The sequence below is a fragment of the Streptomyces fodineus genome (assembly GCF_001735805.1).
GTDB lineage: Bacteria > Actinomycetota > Actinomycetes > Streptomycetales > Streptomycetaceae > Streptomyces > Streptomyces fodineus.
On the sequence record NZ_CP017248.1, the window covers coordinates 6,290,147 to 6,307,779 of the forward strand.

General features: G+C 70.0%; 14 protein-coding genes and 2 pseudogenes. 11 read left to right on the forward strand and 5 right to left on the reverse strand.

Annotated elements, in window-relative coordinates; all coding sequences use genetic code 11:
- Window positions 1–9: 9 nt before the first annotated feature.
- From BFF78_RS27055 to BFF78_RS27090, 7 genes and pseudogenes are all read left to right on the forward strand, one after another.
- A complete protein-coding gene (locus BFF78_RS27055; RefSeq protein ID WP_069780780.1) occupies window positions 10–825 on the forward strand; it encodes a GNAT family N-acetyltransferase in 816 nt (271 codons plus the stop codon).
- A 64-nt stretch (window positions 826–889) separates the two neighbouring features.
- A pseudogene (locus BFF78_RS50210) lies at window positions 890–1,507 on the forward strand (3-deoxy-7-phosphoheptulonate synthase); the annotation flags it as partial.
- A 122-nt stretch (window positions 1,508–1,629) separates the two neighbouring features.
- Window positions 1,630–2,007, forward strand: coding sequence for a DAHP synthetase I family protein (locus BFF78_RS50215; RefSeq protein WP_069780783.1), 378 nt, complete (start codon window positions 1,630–1,632; stop codon window positions 2,005–2,007).
- A gap of 176 nt (window positions 2,008–2,183) precedes the next feature.
- Entirely contained in the window at window positions 2,184–3,344 is a 1,161-nt protein-coding gene (locus BFF78_RS27075; protein WP_069780784.1) for a DegT/DnrJ/EryC1/StrS family aminotransferase, read from the forward strand.
- Window positions 3,341–4,438, forward strand: coding sequence for a Gfo/Idh/MocA family protein (locus BFF78_RS27080; RefSeq protein ID WP_069780785.1), 1,098 nt, complete (start codon window positions 3,341–3,343; stop codon window positions 4,436–4,438). Before BFF78_RS27075 ends, BFF78_RS27080 begins: the two co-directional genes overlap by 4 nt.
- A gap of 11 nt (window positions 4,439–4,449) precedes the next feature.
- The gene (locus BFF78_RS27085; RefSeq protein WP_227025935.1) at window positions 4,450–5,103 is read left to right on the forward strand and encodes an HAD-IA family hydrolase; all 654 of its coding nucleotides are present in this window, start codon (window positions 4,450–4,452) and stop codon (window positions 5,101–5,103) included.
- Window positions 5,103–6,083: an ROK family protein gene (locus tag BFF78_RS27090; RefSeq protein WP_227025936.1), complete on the forward strand. Its 981-nt coding sequence runs from the start codon at window positions 5,103–5,105 to the stop codon at window positions 6,081–6,083. Before BFF78_RS27085 ends, BFF78_RS27090 begins: the two co-directional genes overlap by 1 nt.
- A gap of 233 nt (window positions 6,084–6,316) precedes the next feature.
- On the opposite strand, the gene BFF78_RS27095 is transcribed toward BFF78_RS27090, so the two are convergent.
- The 3 genes from BFF78_RS27095 to BFF78_RS27105 are packed head-to-tail and all read right to left on the reverse strand — an operon-like array spanning window position 6,317 to window position 9,006.
- Window positions 6,317–7,261, reverse strand: coding sequence for a Gfo/Idh/MocA family protein (locus BFF78_RS27095; RefSeq protein WP_069780787.1), 945 nt, complete (start codon window positions 7,259–7,261; stop codon window positions 6,317–6,319).
- Entirely contained in the window at window positions 7,258–8,238 is a 981-nt protein-coding gene (locus BFF78_RS27100) for a Gfo/Idh/MocA family protein (RefSeq protein WP_069780788.1), read from the reverse strand. The genes BFF78_RS27095 and BFF78_RS27100 overlap by 4 nt, the downstream gene beginning before the upstream one ends.
- Before the next feature lie 54 nt (window positions 8,239–8,292).
- Window positions 8,293–9,006 (reverse strand): class I SAM-dependent methyltransferase, encoded by a 714-nt coding sequence (locus BFF78_RS27105; RefSeq protein ID WP_069783837.1) that lies wholly within the window; start codon window positions 9,004–9,006, stop codon window positions 8,293–8,295.
- Between the two features lie 329 nt (window positions 9,007–9,335).
- On the opposite strand from BFF78_RS27105, the gene BFF78_RS27110 reads away from it, so the two are divergent.
- From BFF78_RS27110 to BFF78_RS27120, 3 genes are all read left to right on the forward strand, one after another.
- Window positions 9,336–10,544, forward strand: coding sequence for a cytochrome P450 (locus BFF78_RS27110; RefSeq protein ID WP_079161495.1), 1,209 nt, complete (start codon window positions 9,336–9,338; stop codon window positions 10,542–10,544).
- A 47-nt stretch (window positions 10,545–10,591) separates the two neighbouring features.
- Window positions 10,592–11,341, forward strand: coding sequence for a 3-oxoacyl-ACP reductase FabG (fabG, locus tag BFF78_RS27115; RefSeq protein WP_069780789.1), 750 nt, complete (start codon window positions 10,592–10,594; stop codon window positions 11,339–11,341).
- A gap of 116 nt (window positions 11,342–11,457) precedes the next feature.
- Window positions 11,458–12,153: a thioesterase II family protein gene (locus BFF78_RS27120; protein WP_227025937.1), complete on the forward strand. Its 696-nt coding sequence runs from the start codon at window positions 11,458–11,460 to the stop codon at window positions 12,151–12,153.
- 102 nt (window positions 12,154–12,255) lie between these two features.
- On the opposite strand, the gene infA is transcribed toward BFF78_RS27120, so the two are convergent.
- Both infA and BFF78_RS27130 read right to left on the reverse strand, forming a co-directional pair.
- Entirely contained in the window at window positions 12,256–12,480 is a 225-nt protein-coding gene (gene infA / locus BFF78_RS27125; RefSeq protein WP_069780791.1) for a translation initiation factor IF-1, read from the reverse strand.
- Window positions 12,481–12,548: 68 nt separating this feature from the next.
- Window positions 12,549–13,364, reverse strand: a complete 816-nt coding sequence (locus BFF78_RS27130; RefSeq protein ID WP_069780792.1) for a GNAT family N-acetyltransferase — start codon at window positions 13,362–13,364, stop codon at window positions 12,549–12,551.
- A 544-nt stretch (window positions 13,365–13,908) separates the two neighbouring features.
- Between BFF78_RS27130 and BFF78_RS48415 the strand changes: the two are divergent.
- Window positions 13,909–17,605 (forward strand): annotated as a pseudogene (locus BFF78_RS48415) (type I polyketide synthase); the annotation flags it as partial.
- Between the last annotated feature and the right edge of the window lie 28 nt (window positions 17,606–17,633).

The window sequence follows — 17,633 nt, forward strand, 5'->3', positions numbered from 1 at the left end:
CAAAGACCTATGAATTCTGTACCCTCCACTTCTGGCACGGGCGAGCACACGGTAGTGGTCAAGCGGGTCGCGGACAAACTGTGGCACGCGCTGGAGGACGACCGGGTGGTCGGCCAGGGTGAGGCCTGGCGCAGGCTCGACGGGCGGGTTTTCGTCAGCATCGACTCCTGGAACGACGCGGCGTCCGGCCGGCTCGCCGATGCGATGCTGGCGTACCTGCCGCGGCCGCTGTACACGATGGTCGACGAGGCCGATGCCGAGCTGACGTCCCACTGGCAGCGAGCCGGCTTCACGACCAGGCGCCGCGAGTGGATGTACCTCGTACCCACCGACCCCGAGACCACGGGTCTCGGCTCGGTGCTGCCGCCGTCGGACGTGACGATTCTGTCCGCCGGCGAAGCCGAGGCGGAACCGCTGCGCCGGCTGGACCGCGAGATCCGCGAGGAAGTCGAGGCCACGGTCGGCTGGCAGGAGATGCCGGCCGAGGTACTGCCCCGCCACGACGACGACATCCCGGTGGCCCCCTCGAAGCTGGTCGACCCCTCGAAGTGCGTGGTGGCGGCGCAGTCCGGTCACTACGTCGGAATGATCCGGGTGGCGCCGGTGCCCCGGCAGCCGCGGATCGGCCTCATCGCCGTCCGAGCCGGCCGGCAGCGCCGCGGTATCGCCCGCGCCCTGCTGGCCCAGGCTCTGGGCGCACTGCACCAGTCCGGGATCCGGACCGTATCCGCCGAAGTCAGCGAAACCAACGAAGCGGCCATGGCGCTCTTCGACGGCATCGGCGCCCGGCGCGAGAGCAGCAACCTGGAGTTGGTGCTCCGCTGACGCCCGTGAGTACGGGGCGGGGCGAGCTGACGGATGCCGGGTGGGAGGAACGAATTGAGGAACGATGCAGAGTCTTGTCCCGCTGACCGACGAAAGAACCGATTCCGCAGTCGAGGAGTTACTGCCGGGTGACGTCGGCGGGCAGTCGCGTGCGCACGCGACACGTACCCCCGATGACCTCAGGGGCGAGCTGCCGCTGACCGAGGCCGCGGCCCGTTCGGTGGACACCGGCCGTCTGATGGCCCGCCGCGTACTGAGCGGTGCGGACGACCGTCTGCTCGTCGTGGTCGGCCCGTGCTCCGTCCACGACGTGAACGCCGCGCTGACGTACGCGAAGTCACTGCGCGACCTGGCCGACGACCTGGCCGGGGACCTGGCCGTCGTCATGCGGGTGTATGTCGAGAAGCCCCGCACCACGGTCGGTTGGGCCGGGCTGCTCACCGACCCGGCGCTGGACGGCAGCCTGGACCTCGATCGGGGGCTTCGCATGTCCCGGTCCCTCATGCTGGAGATAGCCGAACTGGGGCTGCCCATCGCGACGGAGTGGCTGACCCCGGCGGCTCCGGCCTACCTGGCCGACCTGGTCTCCTGGGGAGCCATCGGCGCGCGGACGGTGGAGAGTCAGGTGCACCGGCAACTGGCCAGCGGTCTCCCCATGCCCGTGGGCATGAAGAACGGCAGCACCGGTTCCCTGGGCGTCGCCGTCGACGCCATCCGGTCCGCGGCCGCCCCCACGCCTGTCTCGGCCTGGGCCGGGACGGCGGACCGGTCACACTGCGCACCAGCGGCAACCCCCACTGCCACATGGTGCTCCGGGGCGCGCCGGGCAAGCCCAACTACCACGCGGAGCATGTGCGGGAGGCGGCGCGACTGCTGTCGGCCGCCGCACTGCCGACCGGTCTGGTCATCGACGCCAGCCACGGCAACAGCGGCAAGGACCACGAACGGCAGGCCGTGGTCGCCCGGGAGATCGGGGCGCAGATCGCACACGGCGACACGGACATCCGCGGCGTCATGCTGGAGAGCTTTCTGATCGCCGGGCGCCAGGAACTCGGCTCCTGCGACCTCGAGTTCGGCCTGAGCGTCACCGACGCCTGCATGGGGTGGGACGCCACCGTCGACGTGCTCCACGACCTCGCGAGCGCGGCCCGCCGGCGCCGGGCGGTGCGGGTCCGTCCATAAAGTCTCCGCCTGCCGTACACCGGGGAAAGGCACCGCTATCAGGCTGTCAGGTCGAGGGATAGTGGTGCCCGACCGGGCTTCATATGGTGAGGAAGTACTACAAAAGACCCTCCCGACGGTGGGCGGCCGAGGCTGCTTTGCGGGCGCTCACCCGGAGCAAAAGGAGAGCGGCACAAATGAGTCCTCGACCGGCACCGGCCCTTCCGGAGTGGCCGCAATTCGATGACACGGAACGCCAGGCCCTGGAACGTGCTCTGAACCAGGGCCAGTGGTGGCGCATGGGCGGGAAGGAGGTGGATTCCTTCGAGCGAGAGTTCGCCGAATATCACGGTGCCCCCCATGCGCTGGCCGTTACCAACGGCACACACGCGCTGGAACTCGCCCTGCAGGCGATGGGCGTCGGTCCCGGAACGGAGGTGATCGTACCGGCGTTCACCTTCATCTCGTCCTCGCAGGCCGCTCAGCGCCTGGGAGCAGTCACCGTCCCCGTGGATGTCGACCCCGACACCTACTGCATCGACGTGGCCGCCGCCGCGGCGGCCATCACGCCGCGGACACGCGTCATCATGCCGGTGCACATGGCCGGACTCATGGCCGACATGGACGGGCTGGAGAAGCTCGTCGCGGACTCCGGCATACAGATCCTGCAGGACGCCGCCCATGCGCATGGCGCGCGCTGGCAGGGCAAGCGTGTCGGCGAACTGGGCTCGGTCGCGGCGTTCAGCTTCCAGAACGGCAAGCTGATGACGGCGGGAGAGGGCGGCGCGGTGCTCTTCCCCGACGAGGAGATGTACGAGGAGGCCTTTCTCCGCCACTCCTGCGGTCGTCCGCGCACCGACCGGCGCTACCACCACCAGGTGGCGGGGTCCAACATGCGGATGAACGAGTTCTCGGCCGCCGTGCTGCGAGCCCAGATGACCCGCCTCGACGACCAGATCGCCTTGCGGGAAAAGAGCTGGCGGTCGCTGTCCGCGCTGCTGGCGCAGATCCCCGGCGTCCGGCCGCAGGGCGACGACCCACGGGCTGACCGGAACCCGCACTACATGGCGATGTTCCGGCTGCCCGGCTGGACCGAGGAACGGCGCAACCTCCTGGTCGACCGGCTGGTTGCGGCAGGCGTCCCGGCGTTCGCGGCCTTCCGCGCGATCTACCGCACCGCCGCGTTCTGGGAAACCGGGGCGCCGGCGGAGTCGATCAACGCGGTCGCCAAGCGATGCCCGAACACCGAGGCGATCAGCCAGGACTGTGTGTGGCTGCATCACCGGACGCTGCTCGCATCCGGGCAGGACCTGAACGACGTCGCGGCCATCGTGGCCGAATCGGTGGCCGCGGGATGACGATCCGGACCGTACTGATCGGGCTCGGCTGGTCAGGCCGGGAGATCTGGCTTCCCCGGCTCACGGCCCGGGACGACTACGAGGTGGTGGCCGCGGTCGATCCCGACCCGGCCAAGCGGGAGAACTTCACCGCGACAACCGGCCGCCCCGCCTTCGCCGACATCGATGCGCTGCGGCCCGGTGCGGCCGACCTCGCATTGGTCGCCGCACCCAACCACGCGCACGCGCCCCTGGCGCGCAGTCTGCTCATGCGGGGCTTCGCCACGTTCGTGGAGAAGCCGGTGTGCATCACCACGGCCGAGGCCCATGCGCTGGCCGACGCCGAGCACCAGGGGGGCGGACTGCTGCTGGCCGGCAGCGCTTCGCGGTACCGGGCCGACGTCGGGCAGCTGCTCAAGCTGGTGCCGGAACTCGGGCGTCTGCGCAACGTCGATCTGACGTGGGTCCGGGCACGCGGGGTACCGCAGTCCAGGGGCTGGTTCACCAATCGGGCGCAAGCCGGTGGGGGAGTGCTTCTCGATCTGGGCTGGCATTTGCTCGACCTCCTGGAGGAGATCGTCGGAGCCGTGGACTTCGGACAGATCGCCGCGTCTGTTTCCGATGACCACGTGAACAATCCCAGCTGGACGGCGGCCTGGCGGCACGATCTCCCGGCCCCCGCCATGGAGGCCGACGTCGAGGACACCGTGCGCGGGTTCCTGGTCACCGACGCCGGTCTGTCGGTGGGCCTGCACGCCAGTTGGGCGGCGCACTCGGCCACGCACGACGTGACCGCGATCCGGATCGAGGGCAGCAATGGGACGGCGACGCTGAGGTCGACGTTCGGATTCAGCCCGAACCGTGAGCCGCGGCCCCGGATCAGCTTCGTCTCCCAGGGGCAGGTGCAGGAGATCCCGGTCCCGGTCGAACCGATCGGTGCCGAGTACGACCATCAGCTCGACGACCTGAGTCGCCGCCTGTTCGATCCGTCGTCCAGGGGGTGCGCCATCGCGGGAGTGCGCCGCATCGTCGCCACGATCGAGGGAATCTATGCGGCCGCGGCGACGCCTTCGGCGCCTGCCAGGCCGAGTGCTGCAGAGGCGGTGGCCTGTTGATGAGCGTTCCGATGCGCGACGCGGTGGTTTTCGATCTCGACGGCGTCCTGGTCGACAGCCACGAGACGATGGGCAAAGCCTTCGCCGTGGCCTATGCCGAAGTGATCGGCGCGGGGCCGGCACCCTTCGCCGAATACCAGCAGTACCAGGGCCTGTATTTCCCGGAGATCATGCGCCGGATGGGTCTTCCGCTGGAGATGGAGGAGCCGTTCGTCCGCGAGAGCTACCGGCTCGCGGACCAGGTTCCCGTGGCCGACGGCGTCGTCGACCTGCTCGGGGCGCTTCGGGAGCGGGGATTCCGGCTGGCCGTGGCCACGGGCAAGGCCGGATCACGGGCTCGTTCCCTGTTGACGACGCTCGGCCTGATCGAATACTTCGACCAGGTGGTCGGCTCCGACGAGGTCGTCAACCCCAAACCCGCCCCGGACATCGTGCTGCGGGCGCTCAGCCTGCTCGGCACAAAGCCGGAAACGGCCGTCATGGTGGGCGATGCCCGCGCCGACATGCTGAGCGCGCGGGGTGCCGGGGTGACCGCCGTCGCGGCGACATGGGCAACGGTGGACGAGGCCGACCTGATCGCATCCGGTCCGGATTTCGTGATCCGCTCCCCCGAGGACCTCCTGCCCCTCTGCCCGCAGATTCCGGTCCGAGGCCGCGGGTGGTAGTGCGCAGTCTGAGGCTCGGCAAACAGTCACCACGCGAAGCCGCCTGGCTGGGCCTCGACTTGGGCGGGACGAAGGTGGCACTGCGAGCCGAGACCGACGGGGGAAGGGTGCACGAGCACCTGTTCCATTGGCGCGGGCGTGGCCTCGAGTCCGATGTGGAGCAGCTCGCGGCGGAAGTCGCGGTTCTTCAGCAGCAGGTTCCCGAGGGATTCGGCGCCGTGGGTATCGCACTGCCGGCCTCCGTGGGGACGGACGGACTCGTCTCCGCCTGGCCGAGCCGGCCGGAGTGGCTCGGTGTGGAGGTGCGCCCCACCTTCCAGAAGCTCTTCGCGAACACGCCGGTACGGTGGGCCGACGACGGAGACCTGGGCGCGTTGGCCGAGGCACGGGCAGCAGACGTCGACGATGTGCTCTACGTCGGAGTCGGCACCGGTATCGGTGGCGGTTTGATGTCCGGCGGAGTCCTGTGGCCGGGACTGGACCGCGGTTCTTTCGAGCTCGGTCATCTGGTCACCGATGCCGACGGTCTGAAGTGCCGGTGCGGACGCCGAGGTTGTCTGCAGGCCACGGCTTCCGGGCCCGCCACGCTGGCGCGCGCAGCCCGCTTGCGCGGTGCCGACGTGGCGTACGCGGAACTGCAGCAAGGTCTTGTGGCCGACGAGGAGTGGGCCGTGCAGGCCGTGGACCGCTCCTGTCACAGACTTGCCGTGGCGATCACCGGGGTGCGGGAGTTGCTGCACCCTGATCTGGTCGTGGTGGGCGGGGGTTTCGCCGCGGGGCTGCCCGGCTTCACCGACACGGTGGCGCGTCACGTGGCTGCGCTGGCCAGGCCCGGCGTGTCCCCGCCCCTGGTGAGATCCTCGCTCCTCGGTGGACTTTCGACACTCCACGGTGCGGTGGCCCTGGCCCGGCTCGTGGGGCAGACGGAAGCCCCGGCGTTGAGCGCCGTGAGGTACCTCGACGACGCTGTAAGGGAATGAGGTGACGCGGGAGGCGCTGACCAGCCGGCCGGCGCGCGAGGCCCGGTGGGGCTCTCGTGGCGAAGGCCGGCTACGGGCGTGATGAGCCGGCCGTGTTGTGGTCCGCCAGGGGATCATGTGAGGTCGAGAGGCGTCACAAATCGCGGAGAGCCACCAGGGTTCCTCACTGGTGGCTCTCCGCGATGGGTGACCCGCATCCGCCCGCGCTCCTGTTGATCTCACGCGCTGCCGCCTCAGCCCACGTCGACCGGCCCTCCCGTCTCCATCGAGCGGTGGGCAGCCCGCAGGATCCGCAGCACGCGCAGACCGGCGGTACCGTCCGGTGCGCAGTGCCCGCCCGCGCGCGCTCCAGCCACGAAGCGGTCGAGCATGTCGGCGTGCAGAGCCGAGTCCTCCGTCTCCCACCGGTCCCGCCCGGTCATGGTGTCGAACCTGCCGAGCAACCGGCCGCAGGGCTCGAACTCGACGTTGCCCGACGTGCCGAACACGGTGACCACGGGCCCGTGGTCACCGGCCGTCTCGGCGACTCTGACGTCGAAGGCGGCCGTTGTTCCGCTCCGGTACGTCACCGACACCAGCGCGGCGCCCTCGACCCCGTCGGCCGCGGCGGGCACGGTGCCGGCCTGCGCATACACCTGTACCGCCGGATCGCCTCCGAGCATCCCGTCCACCAGATCGGCCAGGTGCGCCAGGTTTCCCGCCACAGCCCCGGCGCCGGTCACCCGCGGCACGGTGGTGTGTACGCCGTGCACGGTCAGCACCGTGCCGAGGCCGCCGTCGTCCATGATCCGCCGCAGTTCGCCGAACGCCGGGCTGCACCGCGCCGGGCCGCTCAGGACCAGGCCGACCCCCGCCCGGGAGCACGCCTCGACCATGGCGACGGCATCCGCCTCGTCGGTGGCCAGTGGCTGCTCGCACAGCACGTGCGCGCCGACCGCCGCGGCCCGCTCCACCAGAGCCCGGTGCCCGGCGGGAGCGCTGGTCACCACAACCGCGTCCGGTGCCGCGGCGAACGCCTCGTCGATCGTGCCGACGAAAATGCCCAGCCGGTCGGCCGCGCGCCGGGCCCGGGCCTGATCGTCGTCCGCGGCGATCAACTCCACGTCGGATCGTGCGCACAGCAGCCGGGCGTAGTCCTCCGCGCGCTCGTGCGCGAACGACAGGATGGCTATCCTCATCGCCGGCCGCCGTCCGCGCCGAGCTCGACGGCCCGCCCGGTCCACGCGGACTCCGCGGCGGCCTCGGTGATCCGTGCCACCGCCAGCGCGTCCTTCCCGGTCACCCGGGCCTCCCGCGCCCCGGTCACAGCGCCCGCGAACTCGCGGATCTGCGCCACGAACGGCGACTCGCCGAAGGCCCGCGGCACATCGGCCACCGCCCCTCCGGTCACTCGCAGCGGCTGGGGCCAGGTGGAGTCGTACTGCATGGAGCCTCCGTTGCCGGACACATGAAAGGTCGTTCGATGGCGGGTCTGCTCCGCCGCCCAGCCGCAGACCACCTGGCTGACCGCACCACCGGCGTGCGTCAGCACCGCCGTCCCGATCGCCACGGTCCCCGCCGGGGCGGGCGTGGCCAGCTCGCCCCGGTAGGAGGCGTGCACGCGGGTCACGTCGCCGAAGACCCAGTAAGCGAGGTCCACCCCGTGCGCCATCGCGTCGGTCAGGACGCCCCCGGAGCGCGCCGACAGCGTGTCGGTCCACGCCCGCGGGTGGTAGCCGACGCTGGTGAACCGGCCCACCGCACCGGCACCCAGTTCCCCTGCGGCGACCAGCTCGCGCAGTCGCGCGTAGGCAGGGATGAACCGGGTGCCGTACGCCGGGTAGACCGGCACCCCGGCCGCATCGGCCGCCGCGACGATCTCCTCGGCCTCCGCAGCGGAGGTGGCAAGGGGTTTCTCGCACACCACGGCCACCCCCGCGGCGATCGCGGCCAGCGCGATGTCCCGGTGGCTCGCGGTCGGGGAGCAGATGTCCACCGCGTCGGCGCCGTCGAGAGCCGCGGCGATCGTGTCGACGACACCGGCGCCGAACTGCTGGGCCAGCGCGGCCGCACGATCGCCGTCCGAGTCGTGGACGCGCACGCGGGCCCCGGTCCGTATCCACGCGTCGAGGTGGATACGGCCCATCAGCCCGGCACCGATCAAGGTCACGTCCATAGCCGGTACCGCTCCTGTCAGGTCTGCCGCTTGTTGTTCGTCGGGCTCGGGGACTCAGCTCAGGCGGGCCTCGAGGTGCCACGCGTCGAACCAGATGACACCGTCCTTGTCGATCTCCACACCGGGGCAGAGCTTCCCGTCGGCCGGGGGCACCTCGCCGATCCCCGGCACCCGGGTGCGCAGCCTCTCGAAGTCCAGCGTCGTCTCGTAGCGGACCGTGTTCAGCGCCTCGATGGTCCACGGGGCGACGAAGTCACCGCGCAGGGTGTCCTCCGTGACCGGGACGAGGAAATGCGCCTGGGGCAGCTCGTTCGTGAAGCTGAGCAGGTGCAGCCGTGCGCCCGGCTTGCCGGCCCGCGCCAGCGCCTCGACGTAGCGCTTGCGGTCCTCGTCCGTGAGGCAGTGGTAGAGGCCGCTGTCCAGGATCGTGTCGAAGCGGTTCTCGTAGCCGGCCAGGGTGGTCGCGTCGGCCACGCCGAAGTTCACCTGTACGCCCTCGGAGGCGGCACGGGCCTTGGCCGTCTCGACCGCCGTCGGGGCGCTGTCCACCGCGGTGACGTCCAGCCCGCGGCCCGCCAGGTGGATCGCGTTGTCGCCGAGACCGCAGCCGATGTCGAGAATCGACCCGGTGAAGGCCCCCTTCGCGGCGAGCTCCACAACGGCGTCCTGAGGCCTGCCGATGTCCCACGGAGCCCGCCTCGCGCCAACAGCTCCAGGCAGGTATCCCTTCTGATAGCCCTGCTCGAAGGTCGTGGCTTCGGTGGTCATGCTGTGCTCACTTTCCGTCAGTGGTACGAACGCGGCCACCATATGGCGCTGTTGTCGGCGCCCGGCATCCTCAATACGACTACTGTGATCGTCCCGCTCCCGGAGGCACACCGGTTCTCGTAGGCGTCGGATCTCGCCGTTTCGTAAGCCGTGGTTTCCTCGAAACACGGGAATGGTTCGGCATCGCCCGGAAAGACGTCCGCTCGCTTCGGCGGCACGGCATCGGGCTGTCAGTGTGAGGGATGGAAGGCGGCCGCGCCTCGATTAGCGTCACATCGGACTGCTGACACCGCGCGGCGCGGCCGTGTCCACGTAGAGGATGGACCCCCATGACTGAGTCGATCTCAGAGCCGATCTCATATCTCCAGCACTGGGATCGCACCGAACCGTTCGACCCGCCGACGGTGCTGACCGAGCTGCTCACATCGCAGCCGTTGGCCCGCATGGTGTACCCGGACGGCCATGTCGGCTGGCTGGCAACCAATCAGGAACTGGCTCGCGAGGTACTCAGCAGCCACGCGTTCAGCCACAATTTCCACACCGCCCACGTCCCCTTGACGAAAAGGGGAGAGGTGTTCCCGTCGGTGCCGATCGTCCCGGGCGGGTTCATCCACATGGATCCGCCGGAACACACCCGCTACCGGAACATTCTGAGCAGCGAGTTCAGCATTCGCCGCATGGAGGCGTTCGCCCCGCAAGTCGCCCGGATGGTCACCGGCCAACTGGCCGCACTGCGGGAAAAGGGCTCGCCGGTGGACCTGCTGCCCACGTATGTCCGGCCGCTGTCCGCGCAGGTGCTGTGCGACGTGATCGGCATCCCCCTCGAGGACAGCGCCACCATGATTGCGCTGACCGACACCACGAACGACGAGAGCCTCGGCCTCGAGGAAGAACGCGAAGCCACGACCAAGGCGTTCTTCTACGTCCTCGACCTGGTCGGCAAGGCGCGAACCGCACCGGGCGACAACATCATCGGCAGGCTGGCCGCGATACCCGAGCTGACCGACCGCGAAATCACGAACATGCTGGTGATCGTCTTCGCTGCGGGCTTCGCCAGCTGCGAGGCCGCTCTGGGCATGTCCCTGCTGGCGCTGCTGCATCACCGCGATCAGCTCGCGGCGTTCCGCGCGGCCGTCGAGGCCGGTGACGAGGCACCCATCGAGGAGCTGCTGCGGTACACCACGGTGAACCAGTACCAGATCTTCCGCACCGCGCTCACCGATGTGCAGCTGGGCGGGGAGCTCATCCGCGAAGGCGACACGGTGACGGTGGCGCTGCCCGCGGCCAACCGCGACCCGGCCAGGTTCGCCTGTCCCGAGCGGCTCGACCTCGAAAACGACGCCTCCGGTCACCTGGCCTTCGGCTACGGGGTGCACGCCTGCGTCGGTCAGCGGCTGGCCAGGCTGGTGCTGACCGAGGCACTGTCCCAGCTGCTGCTCGCGCTGCCCGGCCTCGCCCTGGACGTGCCGCTCGCCGAGGTGCCGGTGCGGCTGCGCACGTCGGTGCTCGGGCTCAAGCGGCTGCCCGTCCGGTTCTGACCGAGCCGGCCACCCAGCACGAACAGACCCCGGGACAGAGCGAGGACATGAGTAACGCAGTCGCCATCGTCACCGGTGCCGGCCAGGGCATCGGCGCAGCGATCGCCCGGCGTCTGGCCTTTGACGGGATGTCCGTGGCGGTGCTCGAGCGTGTCGAGACCGCCACGGTCGAAACCGTGGAGGCGATCCGGGCGAACGGGGGCACCGCTGTCGGCATCGCATGCGATGTGACCCGCACCGCCGAGGTGGACGCGATGGCCGATCTGGTCGCGGCCAGGCTCGGTCCTGCGGACGTCCTGGTCAACAATGCCGGGATCACCCGGGACAACCTGCTCTTCGCGATGGGCGACGACGACTGGGACGAGGTCATCGACGTCCATCTGCACGGGTCCTTCCGGTGTGCCAGGGCCGTCGGGCGGCACATGCGGGAACAAGGCCACGGCCGTATCGTCAACGTGAGTTCGGTCGCCGCGCTGGGCAATCCGGGGCAGGCGAACTACGCCACCGCGAAGGCCGGGATACAGGGGCTGACCCGGACACTGGCGATCGAACTGGGCCCCTCGGGGATCACGGTGAACGCCGTCGCCCCCGGTTTCGTCCATACGGCCATGACGGACGCGGTCGCCCGCCGGATCCGGAAGGACCCCGCTCAGCTCCGTGACGCGGCCGCCTCGCGGGTGCCGCTGCGCCGGGTGGGCGTACCTGAAGACATCGCCGGCGTCGTCGCCTTTCTCGCCGGCCCGGACGCCGGGTATCTCACCGGCCAGACGATCCAGGTCGACGGTGGACCTCAGTAGCGCCGACCGGCCGGGACCACCAATTTGCAGATAGGACTACCGCCTTGGTTTCCACAAACGAGCCTGGACACTGGTTCAGGCACTACTCCCGAGCCGGCCATGCCCCGTCTCGCATCGTGTGCTTTCCCCATGCCGGCGGATCCGCGCCGTTCTACCTGCCGCTCTCGGCCCGGCTCCACCCGGACACCGAGGTCCTGGCGGTCCAGTACCCGGGGCGCCTCGACCGGTACCGCGAGCCGCTGGTCGACGACCTCGGTTTGCTCGCCGATGTGATCCATGAATCCATCGGCGCGCTCGACGAGAAGCCGACGGCATTGTTCGGGCACAGCATGGGGGCGCTTCTCGCGTTCGAGGTCGCGCGCCGGATGGAATCCGACGGCACGGCGCAGCCCCTGGCACTGTTCGTCTCGGGCCGGCGGGCGCCGACGACGAGCCGGCTGGAATCACTCGATCTCACCGACGACGAACTGGTAGCCCAGTTGGGCCGGCTCGGCGGCACCAGTCCGGTACTCCTGGAGGACCGGGAGGCGATCCAGCCGATCCTTCGGGTGATGCGGAACGACTACAAAGCCGTCCAGAACTACCGGTATTCTTCCGGGCCGAAGCTCAGCTGCCCGATCGTCGCGCTCATCGGCACGGAAGACTCACGGGTCACCGTTCCCGAAGCCCGCATGTGGGAGTCCGAGACGAATGCCGAGTTCGCACTCAGGACATTTGGCGGAGGCCATTTCTACCTGACCGACAGCTTTGCCGAAGTGGCTGACGAGATCATCGGCGTCCTGCGGAATTCCGCGGTGACATCACAAGCTTGATCTCCGCCGCGGCCTGCCTGACGGCGGTGTCGGCGACCAGGCGAGGGCCTGTCGCCGGCACCGTCTCACATCAGGCCGGTGTCACGTGGGTTCGGTCCGCGATCAGGTGCGGTAACGGAAGAGAATCCGGCCGCGGGTGAGGTCGTAGGGGCTGATCTCCACGAGTACCCGGTCGTACGGCAGGATCTTGATGTAGTTCTTCCGGATCTTGCCGCTGATGTGGCTGAGAACCTTGTGCCCGTTCTCCAGTTCCACCTGGAAGGTCGCGTTGCGCAGGCACTCGACGACGGTGCCCTCGACTTCGATTCCGCGTGTTTGTTTTGGCATACTCTCGCACTTCTGTGGTTGGTGGTGCGTTCGGGGAATAGCCGCTCGCGTGGCGGAGCGGTGGGGTGTCAGCGGAGCACCAACTCCAGGTTGCTGCTCTCGCGCTGGGCGCCGATGCCGTCGAAGAGCGCCATGGCTGCTTCGTTGGTTTCGCTGACTTCGGCGGATACGGTCTGGATCCCGGACTGGTGCAGTGCGCGCAGAGCCTGGGCCAGCAGGGCGCGGGCGATACCGCGGCGGTGCTGGCCGGCCCGGACGGCGATGAGGCCGATCCGCGGCTGCCGGGGCACCGGCGCCACCCGGATCATTCCGACGTAGTGACCGGACTGCGCCGCCACCACGCACTTCGACGGGTCCACGAACTTCGACGGATCCACCGGGGTGGCGTCGTCAGGACGGGGCAGTACCTCGGCCGGCATCTCCTGCCAGCCGACCGTGGCCTCGACTTCCTCGCGGATCTCGCGGTCCAGCCGGCGCAGCGGTTCCGCCTCGGCTTCGCCGGCGGGCAGAATCGTCACGTCCGAGGGCGGAAGAACGGAGTCGAGACCCGTGGCCTTCGGATCGGTGGGCACGAGGCACATCCACTCACGACGCCCGGTCGCGAAGCCGGCTCGCTGCCAGTGGGACGTCAGCTCGGCATCGGCCTCGTCGACCATCGTGTACAGCGGCCGCGGAAGTTCCGCCAGCATCGCATCGGCGAGTTGGTCGAACACCGTGTCGTTCCAGGAGTCGATACTGACGAAAACCCGCCCGTCGAGCCTCTGCCAGGCCTCACCGCGGCCGACCACCTGGTCATCTTCCAGCGCGTGCCACTGTTTGTCCGCGACCCGCGTGATCACTACCGTGTGCTCGCCCGTGCCAGAAGTGGAGGGTACAGAATTCATAGGTCTACGCCTTTCGGGATTGCCTTGTCGAGGCGCTCCCGGCGACCTACGTCAATCGCCCGACCGTGACGAAGAGGGGGAGCACCCACATCGATACCACGTTCATGGGGGTCTCACCTCCTCGCAACTGTTTCACGGCCTTCGGCAGATTATCAGCCCCGACTCGTCCAGTCCAGCCAGGGGGTCCGCGCGAACCCCTCGGTGCCAAGCGGCCGTTGAGTAACGGCCTCCTCGGCGGCGGCGCCCAACTCCCCAGCTCAGAACGCCTCTTCCCGGCACTGTCAGGCTGAGGGATGCAGCCGTCCTTGCCGCCCGTCTAGCGTGACAAAGCTCCCCGTATGAGCCCGCAGCGTGACCGACGGACGGACGGGACCTGTCGCCCCCTCAGGACCAACGGGTGACGTTCGTGGTCGATTCCCGCTCAGTCGAAGTCAGTGACGGTGCTGCTCCCGGAGCCTGCGGACAGCGTCGGCGGGAGAGCTTCCAGCGGATCGTGCAGGCGGAGTTTCGGACATCCGATCCGGTAGCTCGAGGAAGGACTGTCATGACGGACGAAGAAGAGAACGTGCCCGGGTCGGAACCCATCGCCATCATCGGTATCTCGTGCCGTTTTCCGCAGGCCGCGGACAAGGACGGTTTCTGGCGGCTGCTGGCGAGCGGCGGCAGCGGACTGGGTCCGGCGCCCGAGGGCAGGTTCGAGCTCGGCCCCGGCCGCGACACGGTGCCCTACGGTGGCTTCCTGGACGACGTGGCCGGTTTCGACCCGGAGTTCTTCGGCGTCTCCGCGCGCGAGGCCGTCGCGATGGACCCGCGGCAGCGGCTGATCCTCGAACTGGCCTGGGAGGCCTGCGAAGACGCCGGCGTCGTCCCCGCGACGCTGGCCGGGAGCGGCACCGGCGTCTTCCTCGGTGCGGTCTGGGACGACTACGCCACCCTCCTGCACGGCGGCAACGAGCTGTCGGCGTATGCGATGACCGGGCTGCATCGCGGCATCATCGCCAACCGGGTGTCGTACGCGCTGGGCCTGAAGGGTCCGAGCATGGTCGTGGACGCGGCACAGGCGTCGTCGCTCGTCGCCGTGCACCTCGCCTGCGCAAGCCTGCAGCGTGGCGAATCGACGCTCGCGATCGCCGGTGGCGTGAACCTCAACCTCGTCTGGGAGAGCAACGAGGTGTCCGCCGGTTTCGGCGGGCTCTCCCCCGACGGCCGTTGCTACACCTTCGACGCGCGAGCCAATGGCTACGTCCGGGGCGAGGGCGGCGGTGTCGTCCTGCTGAAGCCGCTGGCGCGGGCGCTGGCCGACGGTGACTCGGTCTACTGTGTGATCCGCGGCAGCGCCACGAACAACGACGGCTCCACGCCGGGGCTGACGGTGCCGAGCGCCGGGGCACAGGCCGACGTGCTGCGTGCGGCGTACCGGGCCACCGGAATCGACGGCGGTGGCGTGCAGTACGTCGAGCTGCACGGCACCGGAACCAGGCTCGGCGATCCCATCGAGGCAGCCGCGCTGGGCGCCGTCGTCGGGACGGCTCACACCCCGGGCGATCCGCTGATCGTCGGCTCCGTGAAGACCAACATCGGTCATCTCGAAGGGGCCGCCGGGGTGGCCGGGCTGATCAAGACGGCATTGAGCATCCACCACCGTACGATCCCCGCCAGTCTCAACTTCCAGAAGCCCAACCCGGAAATCGACTTCGACGGCCTCAACCTGCGGGTGCAGCAGCAAGCCGGTCCGTGGCCGTCCCCCGGGCAGCAACTGGTGGCGGGCGTCAGCGCGTTCGGCATGGGCGGGACGAACTGCCATGTCGTCCTGTCCGAACCACCGGCGAGCACCGGGCGGGCCGCGGCGCAGGCCGGGCAGCGGCCGGACGTCCTGCCGTGGGTGCTGTCGGCCCGCACCGAGCGGGCGCTGCGCGATCAGGCCGTCCGCCTGCGGGAACGCCTCGCCGAGCGTCCCGAGGTCTCCGCTCAGGCGGTGGGCTGGTCGCTGGCCACGAGCCGGACGGCCTTCGAACACCGCGCGGTGCTCCTCGGAGCTGACCGGGCAGAGCTGGTGGACGGCCTGGAGAAGTTCGCCGCCGGCGACGGTTCGAGCGCCGTGCACGGTACGGCGGACACCTCAGGTGTCGTGTTCGTCTTTCCCGGCCAGGGCAGTCAGTGGCCGGGCATGGCGCTGGACCTGATCGAGTCGTCGGCACTGTTCCGCGCCGCGGTCGGGGAGTGCGAGGAGGCGCTCGCGAGGCACGTCGACTGGTCACTGACCGCAGTGCTGCGCGGCGACCCGGGGGCACCTTCGCTCGACCGCGTCGACGTGGTGCAGCCGGTGCTGTTCGCCGTCATGGTGGCGCTGGCGCGGCTGTGGCAGTCGTTCGGGATCCGCCCCGCCGCGGTCATCGGTCACTCCCAGGGCGAGATCGCCGCGGCCCACATCGCCGGCGCGCTGACCCTGGAGGACGCCGTCGCCGTCGTCGTGTTCCGCAGCATGGCCATTGCGGACATCGCCGGCCGGGGCGGCATGGCCGCGGTGGCGCTGCCGGAGGAAGAGGTGGCGGCCCGGATCGCCGCGTGGGCGGGCCGGCTGGACATCGCCGCCGTCAACGGTCCGCAGACCGTGGTGGTGGCGGGCGACTCGGCGGCGATAGCCGAGTTCGTCACCGACTGCCGGGCCACGGGCGTGCGCGCCAGGGCCATCCCGGTCGACTACGCCTCACACACCGCTCACGTCGAGCCGATCCGGGAACGTGTGCTCGCCGACCTGGCCTCGATCACTCCCAAACCCGGCGAGACGGCCTTCTACTCCGCCGTGACGGGTGAGTTCCTCGACACCGAGCACCTCGACGGCACGTACTGGTACACGAACCTGCGGCAGCGGGTCCGGTTCGCCGATGCGGTGCGCAGCGCTTCGGACGCCGGTCACGGCGTGTTCATCGAGATGAGTCCGCATCCGGTGCTCACGCTGGCGGTGGAGCAGACCCTGGAGGACCGTCCGGCCCCGAGCGTCGCGGTCGGTTCGCTGACCCGGGACCACCCGGCCTGGCGCAAGCTCATGGCGTCGATGTCCGCGCTGATCGCGCGCGGCGTGGAGCCCGACTGGCAGGCGGTCTTCGGCGCGGACACAGGCCGTGTCCCGCTGCCGACCTATGCGTTCCAGCGCACCCACTGGTGGCCGGACTCGACGCCGGATGCGCCTTGGGAGCCCGAGTCCCCGTGGCGCACGCGGTTGTCCGCGCTCGACGAGGACGCGCGGCGCGAGGCGCTGGTGGAGCTGGTCCGCGGCCACGCCGCCACCGTGCTGGGGCTGGATTCCCCCGAAGTCATCGACCGGGAGACCTCGTTCAAGGCCCTCGGTTTCGAATCGTCCAGCGCCGTCGACCTGCGCAACCGGCTGGCCGCGGCCACCGGCACCACCTTGCCCGCCTCGTTGCTGTACGACCGGCCGACGGTGGCGCAGGTGGCCGAGCACCTGTGTGAGTGCATACTCGGCGGGACGGTCGCCGAGCTGCCCGTCCGGCCGGGGACCGCGAGCGCTACGACGGACGACGATCCGGTCGTCATCGTCGGTGTCGGGTGCAGGCTCCCCGGAGGTGTCTCGTCGCCGGAGGACCTGTGGGACGTGGTGGCCGGGGGCCGGGACGTGATCAGCGGCTTCCCGTCCGACCGCGGCTGGGATGTCACGGACCTGTACGACCCGGAACCCGGTACACCCGGCCGCACCTATGTCCGGGAAGGGGGCTTCCTCGACGGCGCGGCGGACTTCGACGCCTCCTTCTTCGGCATCAGTCCGCGTGAGGCACTGGCGATGGATCCGCAGCAGCGCGTGATGCTCGAAGTGACCTGGGAGGCACTGGAGCGTGCCGGGATCGATCCGAAGTCGCTGCGGGCAGTGACGCCGGCGTGTTCGTCGGCGTGTTCGGTTCGTCCGCGGTGCAGTACGCGGACAGTGGCTCCGGAACCGACGACCCCGCGGCCGGCTACCGGCTGACCGGTGGGGCCGCCAGCGTCATTTCGGGACGTGTGGCCTACACGCTGGGTCTGGAGGGGCCGGCGGTGAGCGTCGATACGGCGTGCTCGTCGTCGCTGGTCGCCATCCACCAGGCGGCCACGGCGCTGCGGGCCGGGGAGTGCTCGGTGGCGCTGGCGGGCGGCGTCACGGTGATGGCCACCGCGGGGCTGTTCGTCGAGTTCTCCCGCCAGAGGGGCTGGCGCCCGACGGCCGGTGCAGGTCCTTCGCGGAGTCCGCGGCCGGGACCGGCTGGTCGGAGGGCGCGG